Annotated in this window: 23 protein-coding genes; 17 read left to right on the forward strand and 6 right to left on the reverse strand. The window is 64.0% G+C overall.

What is annotated here, in order from left to right:
* Nucleotides 1-249: 249 nt before the first annotated feature.
* Entirely contained in the window at nucleotides 250-1,035 is a 786-nt protein-coding gene (locus LK459_RS17525; protein ID WP_007238824.1) for an enoyl-CoA hydratase, read from the forward strand.
* 85 nt (nucleotides 1,036-1,120) lie between these two features.
* On the opposite strand, the gene LK459_RS17530 is transcribed toward LK459_RS17525, so the two are convergent.
* The 3 genes from LK459_RS17530 to LK459_RS17540 form a co-directional block, all read right to left on the reverse strand.
* The gene (locus LK459_RS17530) at nucleotides 1,121-2,359 is read right to left on the reverse strand and encodes an AI-2E family transporter (RefSeq protein ID WP_007238825.1); all 1,239 of its coding nucleotides are present in this window, start codon (nucleotides 2,357-2,359) and stop codon (nucleotides 1,121-1,123) included.
* Nucleotides 2,360-2,620: 261 nt separating this feature from the next.
* Nucleotides 2,621-3,256 (reverse strand): hypothetical protein, encoded by a 636-nt coding sequence (locus LK459_RS17535; protein ID WP_227919819.1) that lies wholly within the window; start codon nucleotides 3,254-3,256, stop codon nucleotides 2,621-2,623.
* Complete coding sequence (locus LK459_RS17540; protein WP_227919820.1) at nucleotides 3,253-3,843, reverse strand: RNA polymerase sigma factor; 591 nt, start codon at nucleotides 3,841-3,843, stop codon at nucleotides 3,253-3,255. The genes LK459_RS17535 and LK459_RS17540 overlap by 4 nt, the downstream gene beginning before the upstream one ends.
* Nucleotides 3,844-4,133: 290 nt before the next feature.
* Here LK459_RS17540 and LK459_RS17545 point away from each other — a divergent pair, with 290 nt between their 5' ends.
* Genes LK459_RS17545 through LK459_RS17575 form a run of 7 tightly spaced genes read left to right on the forward strand, consistent with a single transcriptional unit; the run spans nucleotide 4,134 to nucleotide 8,491 of the window.
* Nucleotides 4,134-4,646, forward strand: coding sequence for an Asp23/Gls24 family envelope stress response protein (locus LK459_RS17545; RefSeq protein ID WP_007238828.1), 513 nt, complete (start codon nucleotides 4,134-4,136; stop codon nucleotides 4,644-4,646).
* The gene (locus tag LK459_RS17550; protein ID WP_227919822.1) at nucleotides 4,646-5,110 is read left to right on the forward strand and encodes a hypothetical protein; all 465 of its coding nucleotides are present in this window, start codon (nucleotides 4,646-4,648) and stop codon (nucleotides 5,108-5,110) included. Before LK459_RS17545 ends, LK459_RS17550 begins: the two co-directional genes overlap by 1 nt.
* Nucleotides 5,107-5,289 (forward strand): DUF2273 domain-containing protein, encoded by a 183-nt coding sequence (locus LK459_RS17555; RefSeq protein WP_007238830.1) that lies wholly within the window; start codon nucleotides 5,107-5,109, stop codon nucleotides 5,287-5,289. The genes LK459_RS17550 and LK459_RS17555 overlap by 4 nt, the downstream gene beginning before the upstream one ends.
* Nucleotides 5,282-5,827 (forward strand): Asp23/Gls24 family envelope stress response protein, encoded by a 546-nt coding sequence (locus LK459_RS17560; RefSeq protein ID WP_227919824.1) that lies wholly within the window; start codon nucleotides 5,282-5,284, stop codon nucleotides 5,825-5,827. The genes LK459_RS17555 and LK459_RS17560 overlap by 8 nt, the downstream gene beginning before the upstream one ends.
* Nucleotides 5,824-6,459, forward strand: a complete 636-nt coding sequence (locus tag LK459_RS17565; protein WP_227919825.1) for a DUF6286 domain-containing protein — start codon at nucleotides 5,824-5,826, stop codon at nucleotides 6,457-6,459. The genes LK459_RS17560 and LK459_RS17565 overlap by 4 nt, the downstream gene beginning before the upstream one ends.
* Nucleotides 6,456-7,013: an Asp23/Gls24 family envelope stress response protein gene (locus tag LK459_RS17570; protein WP_007238833.1), complete on the forward strand. Its 558-nt coding sequence runs from the start codon at nucleotides 6,456-6,458 to the stop codon at nucleotides 7,011-7,013. The genes LK459_RS17565 and LK459_RS17570 overlap by 4 nt, the downstream gene beginning before the upstream one ends.
* 14 nt (nucleotides 7,014-7,027) lie before the next feature.
* Complete coding sequence (locus LK459_RS17575) at nucleotides 7,028-8,491, forward strand: WS/DGAT domain-containing protein (RefSeq protein WP_227919826.1); 1,464 nt, start codon at nucleotides 7,028-7,030, stop codon at nucleotides 8,489-8,491.
* Here the strand turns inward: LK459_RS17575 and LK459_RS17580 are convergent.
* The 3 genes from LK459_RS17580 to LK459_RS17590 are packed head-to-tail and all read right to left on the reverse strand — an operon-like array spanning nucleotide 8,421 to nucleotide 10,624.
* A complete protein-coding gene (locus tag LK459_RS17580) occupies nucleotides 8,421-9,335 on the reverse strand; it encodes a hypothetical protein (protein WP_007238835.1) in 915 nt (304 codons plus the stop codon). The two genes, LK459_RS17575 and LK459_RS17580, sit on opposite strands and share 71 nt — an antisense overlap.
* Nucleotides 9,336-9,361: 26 nt before the next feature.
* The gene (locus LK459_RS17585; RefSeq protein ID WP_407648621.1) at nucleotides 9,362-10,042 is read right to left on the reverse strand and encodes an HhH-GPD-type base excision DNA repair protein; all 681 of its coding nucleotides are present in this window, start codon (nucleotides 10,040-10,042) and stop codon (nucleotides 9,362-9,364) included.
* Between the two features lie 21 nt (nucleotides 10,043-10,063).
* On the reverse strand, nucleotides 10,064-10,624 hold the full coding sequence (locus tag LK459_RS17590) for a helix-turn-helix domain-containing protein (RefSeq protein WP_227919828.1): 561 nt from the start codon (nucleotides 10,622-10,624) through the stop codon (nucleotides 10,064-10,066).
* A 243-nt stretch (nucleotides 10,625-10,867) separates the two neighbouring features.
* On the opposite strand from LK459_RS17590, the gene LK459_RS17595 reads away from it, so the two are divergent.
* From LK459_RS17595 to LK459_RS17625, 9 genes are all read left to right on the forward strand, one after another.
* Nucleotides 10,868-11,110: a hypothetical protein gene (locus LK459_RS17595; protein WP_227919829.1), complete on the forward strand. Its 243-nt coding sequence runs from the start codon at nucleotides 10,868-10,870 to the stop codon at nucleotides 11,108-11,110.
* A 1,122-nt stretch (nucleotides 11,111-12,232) separates the two neighbouring features.
* Nucleotides 12,233-12,394, forward strand: coding sequence for a hypothetical protein (locus LK459_RS17600; RefSeq protein ID WP_227919830.1), 162 nt, complete (start codon nucleotides 12,233-12,235; stop codon nucleotides 12,392-12,394).
* 304 nt (nucleotides 12,395-12,698) lie between these two features.
* Nucleotides 12,699-12,833 carry a hypothetical protein gene (locus LK459_RS23355; RefSeq protein ID WP_407648811.1) on the forward strand — a complete coding sequence of 45 codons (135 nt, stop codon included), beginning with the start codon at nucleotides 12,699-12,701 and terminating at the stop codon, nucleotides 12,831-12,833.
* A gap of 94 nt (nucleotides 12,834-12,927) precedes the next feature.
* Nucleotides 12,928-14,304 (forward strand): IS1380-like element ISGbr1 family transposase, encoded by a 1,377-nt coding sequence (locus LK459_RS17605; protein WP_064862420.1) that lies wholly within the window; start codon nucleotides 12,928-12,930, stop codon nucleotides 14,302-14,304.
* Nucleotides 14,305-15,165: 861 nt separating this feature from the next.
* Nucleotides 15,166-15,324, forward strand: a complete 159-nt coding sequence (locus tag LK459_RS17610; RefSeq protein WP_227919831.1) for a hypothetical protein — start codon at nucleotides 15,166-15,168, stop codon at nucleotides 15,322-15,324.
* The gene (locus LK459_RS23190; protein WP_265416849.1) at nucleotides 15,306-15,431 is read left to right on the forward strand and encodes a hypothetical protein; all 126 of its coding nucleotides are present in this window, start codon (nucleotides 15,306-15,308) and stop codon (nucleotides 15,429-15,431) included. The genes LK459_RS17610 and LK459_RS23190 overlap by 19 nt, the downstream gene beginning before the upstream one ends.
* A 116-nt stretch (nucleotides 15,432-15,547) precedes the next feature.
* On the forward strand, nucleotides 15,548-15,880 hold the full coding sequence (locus tag LK459_RS17615) for a hypothetical protein (protein ID WP_227919833.1): 333 nt from the start codon (nucleotides 15,548-15,550) through the stop codon (nucleotides 15,878-15,880).
* A gap of 151 nt (nucleotides 15,881-16,031) precedes the next feature.
* Nucleotides 16,032-16,880: a phage major capsid protein gene (locus LK459_RS17620; RefSeq protein ID WP_227919834.1), complete on the forward strand. Its 849-nt coding sequence runs from the start codon at nucleotides 16,032-16,034 to the stop codon at nucleotides 16,878-16,880.
* Nucleotides 16,881-16,990: 110 nt separating this feature from the next.
* Nucleotides 16,991-17,305, forward strand: a complete 315-nt coding sequence (locus LK459_RS17625) for a hypothetical protein (RefSeq protein WP_227919835.1) — start codon at nucleotides 16,991-16,993, stop codon at nucleotides 17,303-17,305.
* Nucleotides 17,306-17,319: the final 14 nt, after the last annotated feature.

Below are 17,319 nucleotides of genomic sequence, written 5' to 3' on the forward strand. Positions count from 1 at the left end.
TATTTGGACCAACGGCGACCTTACGGAGTGATCACGGAAAGGTCACATCAAGTTCGTGACCTGCGGGGCTTCGATTAGCGAATATAAATACGACATTTTCCTGTGAAATGCCTGCGCATTGCGGCGTGTTGCCGTTCTATTTCGCACATTTAAATACATCCAAGAATGTGGCGTAGATCACTGCTATTTTGTGGCTTGGCGCACAGATATTCTCGAAAGAGTGACGGATATGAGTGTAGGGAGGAGCCAATGTCAGACACGAGCGTGAGTCCCGTCGTCGTCACGCGTGACGGACCACTCGGGTACCTCAGATTGACCGACAGCCGACGACGTAACCCCTTGTCGACGTCGACGATGAAGGCCGCGACGGCGGCCCTTCAGGACTTCGACGCAGATCCCGGCGTGCGAGTTGTCGTCATCGGCGCCGAAGGCCCGGCCTTCTCTGCGGGACACGATCTGACCGAACTCGTCGACCGCACTCTCGACGACGAGGAGGCGATCTTCGCGACGTGCGTCGAACTCATGACGACCATCCACGAGATCCGCCAGCCGGTTATCGCGCAGGTGGCAGGCGCTGCCTTCGCTGCCGGTTGCCAACTCGTTGCGACATGTGATCTGGCCGTGGCGTCGACGCGTGCCTCGTTCAGTACCCCCGGAGTGCGAATCGGCTTGTTCTGCTCGACACCGATGGTGGCGCTGACCCGGTCGATCGGGCGTAAGCGAGCGATGAAGATGTTGCTCACCGGTGAGCCGATCGACGCGCTCACGGCGGCAGAGTGGGGTCTGGTGAACGACGTCGTCGAGCCCGACGATCTGGAGTCGACCGTCCGTGCGCTCGCGCTGCAGATCGCAGGATCGAGTGCGTCGACCCTGGCGATCGGAAAACGCGCCTTCTACCGGCAGATCGACGAGTCCGAGCCCGACGCCTATCGATCGATGAGTTCGACAATGGCCACCAACGCGATGACCTGCGATGCGCAGGAGGGCATCTCGGCGTTCCTGGCCAAGCGTGCACCGGTCTGGTCGGACCGTTGACCGAGAAATCCGGTCAGCCCGGCTGACGTAGGTTCGTGGCGCGACTGCATCACGCCTGTCGGCTCCGCTGACGTGCGATTCGGGATCAGGTGCCCGCGGCGCCCTGGTCGCGGTCTCCAGCGGTCAGCGTGGCCTGTTCTTCGTCCCTGATCCGTTGTTCCTGCTCGTTGTGACGCCGTGCCTCCTCGACCTCTTCCGTTGTCGGTCGACCCGACGAGACGAGCACGTCTGCCCAGCGCGTCGACGGGTCGATGTCGATCAACAACGCTTTGCACAGCAGCGTCAGCGGAATGGCGAGAAGTGCACCGAGCGGGCCGATCACCCAGGCCCAGAAGATCAGCGAAAGAAACGTGACGGTCGTCGTCAGTCCGACGGAGTCGCCGACGAATTTCGGCTGGATCACCGACTGGATCACGAAGTTGATCACCGAGTAGATGATGATCACCCACAGAGCCAGCGTCCATCCGCCGTCGAGAAGTGCCAGGATCGCGGGCGGGATGAGCCCCAGCACGAAGCCGATGTTCGGGATGTAGTTGGTGATGAACGAGAGCAATCCCCACAGCAGGGGAAGTGGAATGCCCATCAGCCAGAGCGCGCCGGTGTCGAAGGCGGCGACGATGAGACCGAACACCGTCGAGACGACCAGGTAGTTGCGGGTTCCCGACGCAAACGTCTGCAGAGCGTTCGCCACTTCGGGGCGTACCCGCCGCAGCACGGTGAATCGCTCGTCGGAATTGATCGAGTCGATGGCCATGAACAACAGCACAGTGAGGACCAGGATGAGGGCCGAGGCTGCGTTCGCGGTGCTCGATACGACATCGCCGACGACGTCGAAGACCTTGCCCGCGTCGACGTGCGAGAGCATGTCGTTGACCTTGTCCTCGCCGACTCCGTGATCGGCCAGCGCCTTCTGGACGTCGTCGATGAGATCGTTGAACTTGTCGCTGTACTGCGGCAGGATCGTCGCGAGCCTGGCGATGCAGTAGATCACCGAGGCGAACAGGCCGACGATGATCCCGTAGACGAGCACTATCGTCGCGAGGAACGCGGTCCACTTGGGCCAGCCCTTGCTGCGCAACCACCCGGGCACCGGGGCCACGGCGACCGTCATCATCAGGCCCAGGAAGACCGGGCCGACGATCGAGCCGATCGACTTGATGCCGAGCACCGCGACGACGATGCCCGCGATGGTCAGCAATACCACCGTTCCCCGGGGTAGCGCCCACGACGGTGACCCGGGATCGTCGACCGCTGTCAGGCCAGGGTCGTCGACCGCGTTGTCACGGGGTACTACCTCATCCGATCCAGCGTCCTCGTCCGCCATGTCGACCTTTCTGTCGGCGTCGGCCCCGCAGTGGTTCCCCCGTCAGTGCTCCCCGGCTCGATCCTCGAGGTGCTCGTGTTCGGGACGGCCCTGTGCGACAGGCGTTGTCGCAGCATGATCCGAATCGGACGTGGTGTTCCGCCCGGCAAAGCATATCGACGTATGTGAGGTTCACGGGGGCGAAACACGCGGACGGGCGATGACCGCTTCGTGCGGGACGCGCCCGACGCATCGGTCTGGCTGTGTCCGGCCGACTCGCGTTCAGTCGATCCAGTTGCGCGTGTAGAGATCCTGCCAGCGGATGTCGATGTGCTGGCGTGCCAGGGCCGTCGTCTCGGAGCCCAGTGTCGAGGCGAGTACGGCATCGGCAACCTCGCGTACGCGATCGGAGTCGGCAACCAGGTCGTCTTGGTAACGGGCGATCAGTCCGATACGCACGCGGCTCACCTTCGCGTCGCGCCCGGGCGCACGCTCAGACCCGGAATCGTGGGCTCCGGAATCTTCGGCACCGGAATCGTGGGCAACTGTGTCGGGCGCCCCGGGGCTGTTCGGACTGTCGAGTTCGACGAGCACGACGAGTCGACCGAGAGCGTGTCGAACGCGGGTGGCCAGTAGCTGTTTGACGACCCGGTCGCTGACGCGAATCATGTCGTCGTCGGTGTCCAGAGTGCGACCGACGCGTCGAACACGGCCGAGCTTGCCGGTGATCGACGAGATCAGATGGGCGATGTCGCGGTCGGGTTCCTCGAGTCGACGACTCGCCTCCACCAGCCAGGCATCGGTCTGGTCGTCGTCGTCGATGTCGATACGCCGAGGATCTGTGCCGGTGCGCCCGGTGTCCGCGCGTCGACTGTCGTGCGAACCCGCGCCGTTGTGCGTTCTGTTCGTTCGCGTCATGGTCGTTCTCCTCTCTGCATGCTCGATTCGGTGGTGTTCTCCCCGGGTCGCCACGGTGCCAGGCGGGTCGCGAGGTACCTCCGACTTCGCTGCAGGTGGCCGCGAACCGAACCGACCGAGATCTGCAGAACCCGTGAGATCTCGGTGAGGGACAGACCCTCGGCCTCTCGCAGCCACCATACGGCTCGTGATGTTTCAGGCAGAGTCGTCAACTCGCTTCGCAATGCCTCGACGAGCGTGGTGTGCAGCACCGCGTCGGAGGGAAGGGGGCGCGGATCGGTGAGATCGGCGAAGCGTTCCTGTTCGGTGGGGACGTCGCGGCGTCGACGCCAGTGATCGACCGTCCGGCGATGCGCGATACCGAACATCCAGGTCTTGAAGGAACTGCGAAATGCGAAGTCGGGCAATCCGCGCCACGCGTCGAGCAATGTGTCCTGCGCCAGATCCTCCGCCGTCGGCGGATCGTCGACCATACGACGCAGGTAGCGCAGTAGCGCAGGCGACACTTTGCCGACCAGTACCGAGAATGCCTCGGCGTCACCGGCCGCGGCAGCGGCGGCCAGTTCGTCCTCGGAGAAATCTCTCAACGACGGGCCTGAAGGTGGTCGTGATGCCGGACTCGGTGCTGCCGCGTGGCGGCTGGCCGATGACGGTGGTTCGTCACTGTGTCCGGCATCACGCGAATTCACGCGTGCAGATATCGGATTCACTACGACTGACCTTATACGGGTGTGAGGCGGCAGCGGGTCGTACTGCTCCGCATCCCCCGGTTCGGCGGATCGCCGGACAACGCGCAGGAGATAAGCGCGGGTCCGAGATCGCCGGACTCAGGTTGTCCCGTCATCCAACGCGATGAGAATGAGGAAAGAGGAACGTCATGGCAGACACCGCAACCAATCAGTCGAAGTCCACCACGGCCGGTACGGACAGTGCCAAGGGCGGCAGCGCCGTCGCATTGACCGATGCCTCCAGGACCGACGCGTCCAAGTCGGTGGCACCTGCGGGAGAGCGTGGCAAGACATCCATCGCCGATCAGGTCGTGGCAAAGATCGCGGGCATCGCGACACGTGAGATCAATGGCGTGTACGACGTCGGCGGCGCGACCGAACGCATGGTGGGCAAGGTGCGTGAGGTGATCCCCGGCACCGGCACCAGCACCACCCAGGGCATCAACGTCGAGGTCGGGGAGCGTCAGGCCGCCGTCGACGTCTCGATCGTCGCCGACTACGGCGTGGCCATCCATCAACTGGCTGCGGCCATCCGTCGCAACGTCATCACCTCGATCGAGCAGATGACCGGCCTGGAGGTGACCGAGGTGAACGTCACCGTGCACGACATCCACTTCGGCGACGATGACGACGACTCGTCGGATACCCCGCGGGTCCAGTGATGTCGGATACGTCGGCACCCGACGGCGCGGTACCCGACGGCGCCGTGCCTGAGGGGGCTGCCGGCGGTGGCGGCTCGGTCGCCGAACAGGTGGCCGCCGCCGCGCTGGCGGTTCCCGGGGTGACCAGCTTGCACTCGGGCGTCTTCGGCGAGGTCGCCACCTATCTGCCCGGAAGTCGGGTGGGGGGTGTGCAGATGTCGGACGGCTCGGGCGAGGTGCACATCGTGGTCGACATCAATCACGACCTGCGTGCCGTCGCCGACGACGTGGTGACAGCCGCGTCACAGGCCGCCGGCGTGCCGGTCTCGGTGGTCGTCGAGGACGTTTCGGTCGGACCCACATCGCCCGACGACACATCACACGGCGGCACATCACACGGCGACACATCACACGGCGACGTCATACAGGGCGCCGTCGTGGCGGACGACGCCACAACTTCGAACAACAGAGGTGAACAACGATGATTAACAACGCGGTGGTCGGACTCATCGTCGGATTGCTGCTCGCAATCGCGGCGACGACCGGCGGTTTCAGTGGTTTCATCCTGGCCATCGTGCTCGGGGTCGTGGGACTGGTCATCGGCCTACACCGCGACGGCGTGCTCGATCTCGGCCGGCTGCTGAAGAGCAGGAATCGTGGCTGATGCGGTGACGGTCACCCGCGGCGACGTGGGCGCCGCGGCCCTCGGCACAGCGGCGCCCGCGCTGTCGCCGGAGGCCGCGGACCCCTCCGACCCAGGTTCGCGCGGGCGGCTGATCCTCGACGATCGCGTCGGTGAGAAGGTCGCCGAGCGTGCTGCGCTCGATGTCGACGGGGTGATCGAATCCGACGGTAAAGGCGGGTCGGTGCTCAACGCGATCAATCCGCTCTCGGATGGATATCCGTCCGCATCGACGGACATGTCGCAGACCGCGCCGATCATCACCCTCACGATCGCGGTGAGGTGGCCGTGCGCGGTGGCCTCGGTGTGCGCCGAGGTACGCGATCACGTCGCCGCCGAGGTCACCAGACTCACCGGAGTCCGGCCGTCACGCGTCGACGTCACGGTCGCCGAGATAGCGACCGGGGCGCAGGCGAAACGTCGGCAGGCCGGATTCATCGAGATTCCGAACCCGACGCAGTCGGAAAAGTCGTCGCGGGCGCCGGGTGCGGACAGTGACGTCGAGGAGGAGGAGTCATGAGCACAACCGAGTCGCGGACAGGCGAGTCGACCCCGATCGAGTCACATTTAGTCGAGTCCCGCAGTGTCGCCCGCGCCCATGCGCGCGACACACACAAGGGCAAGGTGTTCACCCCGGCCGCAGGACCGAAATCGGTTGTCTCCGGGGTGATCATCGGTCTCCTGCTGCTCGCCCTGGTCGCGGTCGCCATCCATGATCTGCTGATCAAGGCGGGCTGGGTGTCGGACACACTCTGGCTGCAGTCCGCTGCCGATTGGCTCGACGGCGCCACCTGGGAGGACTGGATGTGGGCGGCCGCGGTCGGTTTCATCGTCGTGGGTCTGCTCCTCGTGTGGACCGCTCTCGCTCCGCGTCGACGCACTCACATCAGTCTCGGCGACTACGAGGTCTTGTGGACCCGACGCGGAGACGTCGCACGACGATTCAGCACTGCCGCTCTGTCGGTGTCGGGTGTCGAACACGCGACGACCGTCGTCGGCCGTCGGCGGGCAAAGGTTCTCGTCACCACGAACAGCGGCGTTGACGAGGCGGAACTGCGCGACGTCCTCGACAGGGTGGCGACGTCGTTGGAGAAGCCGGTACGCGTGAAACTGAAGGTGGTCACCCGGCACAGGAAGGGAGGTTCGCGATGAACCGCGGACCAGCATCGTTTCATCGGATCACCGCCGGGCTCATCGGAGTGGTCTGCCTCGTCGTCGGGGTGGGCGCCGTGCTGTGGAAACTCGACGTTCCCAAGGTGCGTGAGTGGGCCGACCATCTCGATTCCGGATGGCCCGCACGTCTCGACGGCACCGACTGGTGGACGGTGGTGCTGTTCGCCATCGTGATCATCGGACTGATCTGGGGGTGGTCATTGATCGCGAGTGCGATCCGCCCGAGCAAGGTCGACGATCTCGAACTCGCGGGAAGCAACGACGACGGCGAGCTCATCGTGGCGCCCAAGCTGATCGCCAATGCCGTCGCCGACGACCTCGCCGGACACACCATGTTCGACGATGTGTCGGCCAAGGCGCTCGACGACCGCGGTCGTAAGCTCATCCGGGTCACGGTAACCGCGCCACCGACCTACTCGTACGACGAGGTAGCTGCTGTGCTCGGGCCGGAGATCGAGTTGATCCGCTCGGCCGTGGACGGTTCGGATGTTCACGTGCAAGGTCTCGTCCACCTCGAAACACCCAAGGACTGACGGGATCCGGTCGGATGCAGCGCATGGCTGCGGCAGACGCGCTGTCGTACTGGATGGCACCGATCATCCCCAACGACCAGTTCGCGGTGTACGTTTTCGCCCACCGAGAAGTCGACGACCCGCGCGTCCTCGCCGCGTGGCTCGCGGCGCGGGCGCGGTGTGTGCGCGATCTGAGGCTGCGTGTGCTCGATGTCCCGCTCACACTCGATCGTCCCTACTGGGTGACCACGGACGTCCGAGCGGAACAGTTCGTGGTCGACGACGTCGCACGCACCTGGCAGCAGTGCCTGGCGGCGCTGGCGCAGCGCATGTCCGATCAACTCGATCCGACCGACATGGCCTGGCGTGTCCACGTATTCGCGCCGGTGAGTGGTGTTCCCGGGACGCCCGACGAGTACTCGCAGCCCGGGGAGCCGATCAGCGGGTGCGGCGGTCCGACACCAGCCGCCGACAGCGATGCGGGAGTCGTTGTCGTACTACAGATCTCGCACGCGCTCGGTGACGGTCGACGTACCGCCGAGATCGCTCGCGAGCTCTTCGGGACGCGAGTCTTTGGCGCCGAGCCATGCCGATCGGTGACCCGGGCTGCGCCGGATTCGGCGTTACGCGTCGGCAGTGCCCTTCTCGGGGCGGCGCGTTTCCCCGGTCAATTCGCATCGATGGTCGCGCGTGGCGTCGTCGCGTGGCGCCGACATCGCGTTGCTCCGGTCGAACACGGTGGGGGAGTGGCGCTGTCGCGAGTGAACAAGCCGTCCGGACGCTCGCGGACCCTGCGCACACTGACTGTCGAGCGTCGCACGTTGCGAATCGGGGGATGCGGCGTGACGGTCGGTGCGTTGGTGGCGATCTCGCTGGCGCTGCCCCGTTTCCTCGCCGACGTCGACGACCGGCTCGTCGTCGAGCTGACAGTGGCGCGATCGCCCAGGAGGGGCACCCGCAACAACTTTCGTAACGTCGGTATCGATCTACGGGTCGACGAACCGGATCTCTGTGAGCGCGCACGGCGGATCGCGGCCGACATCGATACGGCACGCCGTTGCGACGACGATCCGACGCGCGTCGCGTCGCGAGCCGCGACGGCTGCGACTCCGGCGGCGCTGACCCGTTGGGGCATAGCGCATTTCGATCCTGAGGTTGTTCCCGAGCGGGTCACCGGCGTCACCGTCGTCTCATCCGTGGATCGGGGTCCGGCAGATCTGATGCTCGACGGTCGGCCGGTGCTCGCCACCGCCGGGTTCCCGGCGTTGTCCCCCGTGCAGGGGCTGACACACGGAGTACACGGTATCGGTGACCGCGTCACGATCTCGGTGACGACGTCTCCGGAGGTCTGTCCGGACGTCGATGCCTACCTCGCGGGGCTGTCGGAGGCGATCGATCACCTCGCTCGTGCAGGGTCGGACAACGCGGTCAGAGCTGGTCGTGCGGGGAGCGAGCCGGATCGTGCCCGCTCGGAAGGGAATTCCGCGACCCGCGGGTGAGGCGCTTGGGCAGGCGGTCGGCGAGTCCGCCGAGCGGGGCGACGGTCTGGTTGAGCAGGTCGACCGTTTCCGCCAGTTCGTGGACGGTGTCCTGCATCGCGATGAGATTCGGCGCGAGTGTGGCGATGACCTCGGTGAGCTCGGTGATCCGGTCGAGAGTGCCACCGGGCGTGATGGCACGTTCGACGGCGCCGTCGTCGCCGACGAGCTGATCGAGCAGACCGCCGTCCGTGGCGAGTCTGTCGAGAGCGCCTCCTGGTTCGGTCGCCTTGTCGAGCAGACCGCCGGGCGCGGTGAGCTGGTCGACGATGCCGCCCTCCGAGGTCAGGCGTTCGAGGATGCCCTCGTTCTCCGTGAACTGGTCGACCACACCGCCGGGCCGAGTGAGTCGGTCGAGCGGGCCGTCCTTGGCGGTGAGTCTGACCAGGATGCCGTTCTCATCGGTGATCTGGTCGAACAGGCCGCCGGGTGCGGTGAGCTTTTCGAGCAGTCCGTCCTTCGCGGTGAGCCGGTCGACCACGCCGCCCGGCGTGACCAGCCGCTCGAGTGGACCTCCCGGCGCGATCAGCCGCCCCAGCGGGCGGTCGGGAGCCATCAGATCGGCCAACTGTGACAGGAGCGCGAGTGGAGCACGCGCGCCGCCGAGTTCTGCCCCGGAGATGCCGATCGCCTGCCCGATCTCATGCTGCACACTGGTCGCGGTGACCCGTGCGATCGCCACCGCGGACTCCGCTGCCGTGAGCGCCACGCCGGTGATCGCGAATCCCAACCGGAACGGAAGGTCGATGGCCGAGCGGATATCCGGGCTGGTGATGTCGACTTCGACGTCACGTTCTTCGACCACGAGTTTCTCCTATGTCAAGCGACACCCTAGCCTTTCGCGGACGCGTCGTCGCCCGCTTTCGCCGCCGCCTTCGCGGCCTTCTTGAAATCCCGGACCTTCTGCAGAGAGACGGGATCGGTCACGTCGGCAACGGAGCGAAATCCCTTCTTACCGTAGTCGCCGACGACCGCCGTCCACCCACGCGGGGCGACGTCGAGTTGCTTGGCGAGCAGCGCGGTGAAGATCTTCGCCTTCTGATCGCCGAAGCCGGGGAGGGCCCGAATCCGGTCGAAGAGTTCTCTGCCGGTCGTCGCCGTGGACCACAGTTGGGCGGTGTCGCCGTCGTAGTCGTCGACGATGACTCGGGCGAGCGCCTGGACACGTCCGGCCATCGAGCGTCCGTAACGGTGGATCGCCGGCGGCGTTGCGCACAGGTCGGCGAACGTGTCGGGGTCGGCATCGGCAATCGCCACGGGATCGAGCGAACCGAACCTGTCACGGATCTTGGCCGGTCCGGCGAATGCCCGCTCCATCGGGAACTGCTGAGAAGTGTCAACACGTTGTAAATCAGATTCGACCATACGGTCGTAGATCTTCAACGGTCCCTGGAATGCGACTTCGAGTCGTACCTGCTGGTCTAAGAGCATTCCCACGAGCAGCGCGAACGGGTCACGCGAGATCAGTGCATCTGCCTCGGGATCCTGAGCGATGCATAGATTGACTGGCATGCCGATCAGCTTACGGCCGGCCTACTCGTGTGTATCGAGGCCAGAGAAGAATTCGTCAAGCGTGTTTACAGCATCCTCGGCTACGTCGGTGGGTACGTAGCCTCCTTTACGACCCGCCGAGCCACCTTCGAGGATGCCCTCGTGACGCGCCTTCCATAAGTGGTTCTTCACGGTGCCGAGCGACCTGTCTAGCTCCTCTGCGATGTGGTCCACCGGCTTTGGCTGGCCGCGTTCGACACGCGCCAGGTATTCGGTCGCCAGCAAGGTCAGATACAGACGTGTCACGCCGCCCGAGTCGAGTATCGACTTGAGGAGAGGCATCGCCACCTGCGGTGGCTTGTCTTCGTGTTCGGTGTCGTCGGCTCGAGCCGACGAGATTTCGCGTGCTTGTGCTGCTGCGGTACGGAAGTCAATCTGACGCAGGATCGTGCTTGACACCCCGCCTGCAGGGGTCTTGCCCGCCTCGGACGGGCGCACGACCACACTAGTCGGCCCTGCCTGGATGTCATCCGCTAGCCAGTGAACCTCAGCTATCCAGCCTCCGATAGCTTGCACGGTCTCAATTTCACTTGTCTCAGCCATGAGCGTCATCGTAACAGCCTGACGCAACTATCTGGCGAGGCGTATGGACGTGACGGTTGGACAAACAGTCATGAGTTGAGTTACCTTGAGTGAGCTAGACCAAGCGAGACAGCAGCGGACACATGCAACTACGGCAGAAGTGCGACGGCGACAGCTCAAAGTCGGAACTGGCGCAGGCTCAATCCCGAGTCGGACCCCGGCAGCGGCGGAGCTGCCAGTAGAACGAGAGCGAGAACACGAGAATTGAAGAGCAAGAGCATCATTGACGTTTTCAGACCGTGCTGGCTGATCGCCTCTGGCGATGAGAAACGGCTAGCGGTACTACGGAGTCCACTAGTCCGAGAACGTGATCGGATGTACCGAGAGGTGCGAGACCACATCGCAGAGCACGGCCTCGTGCTCTCGGCGCGGGGGAGGCGACCAGATCCCGAGTACATGTTCGGAGAGGTCGAGATGTCGATCTACGGTGCGGAGGTGGCAGCGTGAGTGTTGCTGCCGAGGATTACATGACCCCCGTTGGTGGCTTGAGCCTGGAGCCGCCGCCTGGCGACCTCACAGAGAGGTCGATACGGGAGATCGGCGTTATCAACGTCGACCGCGAGCTAGCGCCGAAGCTGCCAGACCCAAACTATGAGCCGTATCGCGCCCCGTTGGAAGCCGGGAGCGATGGCGACGACATCGGCAAGCAGACAAAGGTCAAGTTCAGAGTCGACGGCAACGGCGATCCGGAGCGGCTACTCGCCCAGTTGGCACCCGCCGACATGCTGCAGTCGGGACACGGATTCCTCATCCGTGACGCCGGAGAACCGCCGAAGACGATCTGGCGCACCAGCTGTGAGGTGTGCGGGTCCGCGCTTCCGCTTCCAGGAGCAGAAGGTTGGGTCTGCGAGTTTGGCGCTCAGCCGGGATCTGCAGACTGGGACCAATGCCAGTGCAACTGGTGCCTTCTGCGAGGGCAGTGGCTCAGAACGCAGTACAGGCCACGCGGTGGACGACCCGCGCAACGGTGCGGAACCGCCGAATGCACGCGGTATGCGAACAGGGAACGCAAGCGCAAACAGCGGTTGAACGAGCGCCAGGTAGCGGTCGCGGGGTGATGTCACAGAAACCTCCCTACATGTAGAGGGGTACGGCCCTCATTGACGCGCGCAACTCCCTCTCGGAACGGTGAGCGCCGCATCGGGTGCTTACGGCACCCGCGCCGGTCGGTTGTTGGTGGTCTCTCCCAGCACCCGACCGGCTTGATCTTCCCGAGAACGCCTCCTACGTCTCGGGTGGGCTAGGAAGTCATTCCAAGCAGCACAGTGAGTGTTGGTTACTCCCCGATTGAGGATCACGCTTCCTGGGCGCACTGGGAGGCTCCCCGTCCGTCTGACATTGCGGCCGGGGAGTCTCTCTCCCAAACTTCGCCAGAGCATTGAAATATGCTCTGGCGCTTCTTCTTTGACCACATACATGAGCACTCACGAGAAAGGGGCGCCGATGCCCGCTGACCAGTGCCCCCAAGGGCACGAGATCCGATCGTCCGCCGACCGCGATGGAGGCGGCTACTGCCGCAGGTGCAGAGCCGATAACGAGCGCAAGCGCCGAGTCGCTAACAGCGCCGCGATGATCGTTGTTCGCGCGCTCGAACGCGCAGGAGTCCAGTTCCAGAACGGCGGCGTCCCCGTCGACCCCGCCGAGGTCGCTCGCCAGCTCGCCGAGGGCTACGCCGCAGGTGCGTTCGACGATTACCCCGGCTACCAACCCAAGACCCCCGAGCACGGCTGACGCCGCGCCCGCACACCCGATGTCGAGACGTCATCGGGACACCACCAACCGAGAGGGAACATGAGCAACACCGCGACACTGGGAGACCTACCTCCCGAAGTCCAGAAGCTAATCCGCAACCTACGTAACGAAGTTCGCGACTACCGTCGCCACCGCAACACCGCTCGCGAGCAAGTCGTAAGTCTCGCCCGCCGCGTCCAGGAGCTGGAGGACGCACACAATGCCGAGTGACAGATTCTCCAAGCTCACCTGGCACAAGCGAACGCACGGTCACGCGTTCACAGGAGCCGAGTTCCGAGTCCTGATGTCCATCTTCGATCACTCCGATGAACGAGGCCGAAACTCGCACCCCGGCCTGGTTCTGCTGACGAAGGAGACGGGCTACTCGAAGGCGTCGGTCTCCGAAGCGCTTAGCCTCGATCCACCGATTTGCTTGTGATCGGTCGGTGAGGGATAAACGAAATGCCCTGTCTGAGTGACAGAATGGGACTTCTCTAGGGTTCCATCCACACACACAGGAGGGCATGTCGTAGATGCGATTGTCTCACACTCACCCGGTCCGGTCTGCATCCTGTGACGATCCGAATCTCCTCGCCGCTGCGGGGGTGGTGCCGGTGATGGCGCTGGCCGAACGCGCCAGCCTGTCGGAGTTGGCCCGCGAGCATCTGAGCGTGCCCACCGACAAGGGCGCCCATCCGGATCGGAAAATGTTTTCCCTGGTGGCGGGGATGGTGGCGGGCGCCGACAGCATCGACGACATGGCCGTGTTGCGACACGGCGCGATGGGCAAGGTGTTCGACCATCCTTACGCCCCGTCGACGTTGGGATCGTTTCTTCGCGAGTTCCGGTTCGGGCATGTCCGCCAAGCCGATGCGATCGCCACCCGGCTGTTGGCGGGACTGGCTCGCCATACTCCGGTGCTGGCGGGGATCGACGGGCCGGTGATGATCGATATCGACGACTCGATCATCGAGGTCCACGGCCCGGCCAAGCAGGGCGTCGGATTCGGCTACACCCGAGTGCGTGGGCTGAACTCGGCGATCACCACCCTCACCTGTGGTGACGGTGCGCCGGTGATCGCCGCTCAACGCCTGCGCAAAGGGGCGTGTAACTCCGCGCGCGGGGCGCATCGGTTGATCGCCGACACCCTGGCCACCGTGCGGCGGCTACGGTCGTCCGATGCGTCGGGACCGATACTGCTGCGAGCGGATTCAGCGTTCTACGGCCATCGCGCGATCACCACCGCGCTCCGGGCCGGTGCGCAGGTGTCGGTCACCGTGCGTCAGGATTCCCACGTCCGAGCAGCGATCAGCGAGGTACCGGCAGATGCATGGACGCCGATCGAGTACACCGACGCCGTCTTCGACGAAGACAGCGGCCAGTGGGTCTCGCGGGCCGAGGTCGCCGAAGTACCGTTCACCGCGTTCACCTCCAAAGCCAAGCGCCTGCAGGTATCCGGACGGCTGGTGGTGCGCCGTATCCCTGACTTCGCAGCCGAGGGAGACGGCTTGTTCGACGTGTGGCGGTTTCATGCGTTCTTCACCACCAGCGACCTGGACACCGTGACCGCCGACAAGACTCACCGCGGTCATGCGATCATCGAGCAAGTCCACGCCGACCTCAAAGCCTCCGCATTGGCGCATCTGCCCTCGGGAAAGTTCTGCGCGAACGCCGCATGGCTGGTGTGTGCGGTCATCGCGTTCAACCTGACCCGCGCCGCAGCCTGTCTCGGTGGACAGCGTCTGGCGAAGGCGACTACCTCCACCATCCGACGCACCCTGATCTGCATACCCGCTCGAATCGCGTCCTCAGCGCGGCGCATCACGATGCATCTACCCGCCCGATGGCCGTGGGAGCGCGAGTGGAACCTGTTGTTCAACAACACGATCAAACGACAACACTCAGCCTGACCCCTAACCATCGGCCAGAACCGGCCCCGACACGAAACCCAGTGAAACACGCCGACACCAGAGATCGGCGACTCACCCACGCCCACCGCCACCCCGAACATACACAACACATTTCACGAGACATCAAAAAGCCGATCGGTGGATCGAGGTTAAGCGTCTACGGGACGCAGGCTGGATCTCGCAGACCTACCGGGGGTCGGGCACGTCGGGACGAACCTCTGTCTACGCGCTCGTTCCCGACGCTCCGAGTAGTTCCAGTGGATTAGACCAACTCAACGGAGTAGTTCCAGTGGACCGAACCAGTGGTTCCAGTGGGCTGGACTCAGAAGTTCCAGTGGACTGGACACCTACAGATCCGGATAACAGATCCGGATCAGATCCTTCTAGATCAGATCAAAGAGAGGTTCGGCAATCACCGAACCATTGCGAAGATGAGTACGAGACCGGCCACGAGAGCCGGTCTCTTGCAGTTGGCGAAGGACAAGACAAGTCCGAGCCGTCTCCGGACGTCTCGTCTCAACCTGCATCCGCAGGTGCCTACGAGGCACCCGACGAGTACAGACCCGAGGGTCTGCGATCACCAACCGCAACGGGTGGTGTCGGCACCGACCCGCTGACCGGTGGTCCCGACTGGGACCAATGGTCGCGGCTGCGCCAGGAGCAGGATTCGACGCCACATCTGCACGCATCGGAAAGGCGACCACGCCGCCAAAAGTCGCGAACATCGCGACCGCGAGCGTTTGGCGACCACATGAAGGCGCTGCAGGAATGACCACAACCCCGAGGAGACCCGGCCAAACACCGGGTCTCTTCTGCTGTCTGGACCTAGACAGGTCAACACAACAACAACGAGGAGACACCATGCATGACCAACTGATCGAAGCTGTCGAGCGCGCCGCCGAATACGGCGCACCACCGAGGACGTGGAACGTCAGCCCGAACGCTGTATTCCAGCTTGCCGAGGGCGCCGGCCATCTGTTGACCGAGGCCACCATCACCGAGTGGCAGCTCGACCGATGAGCGCCTACGCCGTCTGGATCGGCCTCAACCTCGCCGCAGGCGCGGCGATGGCGCTCGACGCATGGCTTGACCGTCGAGACAAGACAACCAACCGAAAGGCAGCATGAGCGAGAACAACGAGACACGTCATCCGGGATCCCAGCTTGACGCTGACGAGGTTTCAGCCGGCTCGGGTACACCGGGTACCCCTGAAGCTCACAGGGGCTCTCAGCAGCCGCGAGAGATGCGCTACCGACTCGAACGCAACGAAGCCCGCGACGCGCTCCAGGCCGCGAACGACCGTATCGAGCGGATGCACCGCCGCGAAGTCGAGCGCATCGCTGGCGAGCATCTCGCACAGGGGTCGGATCTCCTCGACATCTCCGGCAACGACGTCGGCGCGTACCTCGACGAGAACGGCGACATCGACATCGACCGCATCCGCGAAGACGTCGAGCTCCTCCTGCAGGAGCGACCTGGCCTGAGTAGGCACTGGGGAGCGTTCGATCCGTCGCAGGGCACCGGAGGCTCACAGTCGAAGGCGCACACGCCGTCGTGGGGGTCGATGTTTTCGTAGATGACCTCGAACGCTGACCGCAGTCTGTGGCCGCGCAGTGTTCACCACAACGCCTCTGTGAGGCACCCGATAGCCGACGCCCGCGGCGTTTGCTGTCAACCCATCTACGGCACCCGTAACAGGGTGCCTTTCGTGCTTTTAAGGAGAAATCATGGCACTCACTAACACTCGCACCGGAGCCGGCTACACGCAGGCTGCCGGCGCATTCACCCCCGAAGACTTCGGGGGACTTGTCGACGTCGCCGTCAAGACCGACTCCGTTCTGGCGCGTACGTTCACCACGACCTCGACTGACAAAGACAGCGTCCGGTATCCGAAGCTCATCAGCTTCCCCGATGTCGGCCACTACAAGGAACTCGACACCGTTGCGCTGGCTGACCCGACCACCGGTGAGGTCGTCGTTCCGATCTACCGCACCGCAGGAGCGCACAAGTCCTCGCGTGAGCTGTCTGCAGACTCCGCACCTGACACCGCGGACATGGTGGCCAAAGTGTTGGTCAATCAGATCGTCCGTAGCGTGGACGCTGCTGGTCTCGGCAACACCACCTCGAATGGTCCGTCGGGTTTGTTGTCGACGGCGTACTCGTCAGTCGACGTCTCTTCGATCACTAACCTCGATCCGTTCATCGACGCGATTTACACGGCAGAGGCGCAGGAGGGAAGCATCACTTCGTGGATCATGAAGCCCGCAACGGCGCAGGCGATTCTGAAGCTGAAGAAGGCTACCGGTAGCGCCGAGTCGCTAATTTCGTTCACTGAGTCCGGTGATCTCTCGATCTGTGGCCGCCCGGTCGTCGTCTCCCCTCAGGTCGACGCCAACACCCTGGCATGGGGTATCTCCGGAGCGCACAACGTGCTCGTCAACCGCATCGGCACCACCGTCGAGCGTTCGAAAGAGGCCAACTTCCTCGATTACGCCCTAGTGATCATGGCGACTTACCGCTACGGAATCGGATTCCTTCACCCGGCAGCTAACGTTCGGATCTTCGACGCGCCGTGAACGTAACCCACTGAGACACAACTGAATACACACGCAGTCACAGGGGCCCGACTTATAAGTCGGGCCTCTGTGCTGTCTGCACCTATCCACACAGAGGAGAACCACAAACGGTGAAACACATAGTGATGTTTTCAGGCGGTATCGGCTCATGGGCCACCGCGAAACGCGTAGCCGCCGAGCACGGCACCGATGATCTCGTACTGCTCTTCGCAGACGTTAAAGGCCACAGTGACACCCCTCACATCGGCGAAGATGAGGACACCTACCGGTTCATCGAAGACGCCGCCGCCAACGTTGGGGGCCAGCTCGTCACGGTCATGGACGGACGCACCATCTGGGATGTCTTCAAAGACGCACGGATGCTAGGCAACAGCCGAATTGCCAAGTGCTCTCACGGGGCTGGTGCACGAGTAGGTGACATCTGATCTGGCTTGCCCTG

The sequence above is a fragment of the Gordonia otitidis genome (assembly GCF_020735545.1).
Classification (GTDB): Bacteria; Actinomycetota; Actinomycetes; order Mycobacteriales; family Mycobacteriaceae; genus Gordonia; species Gordonia otitidis.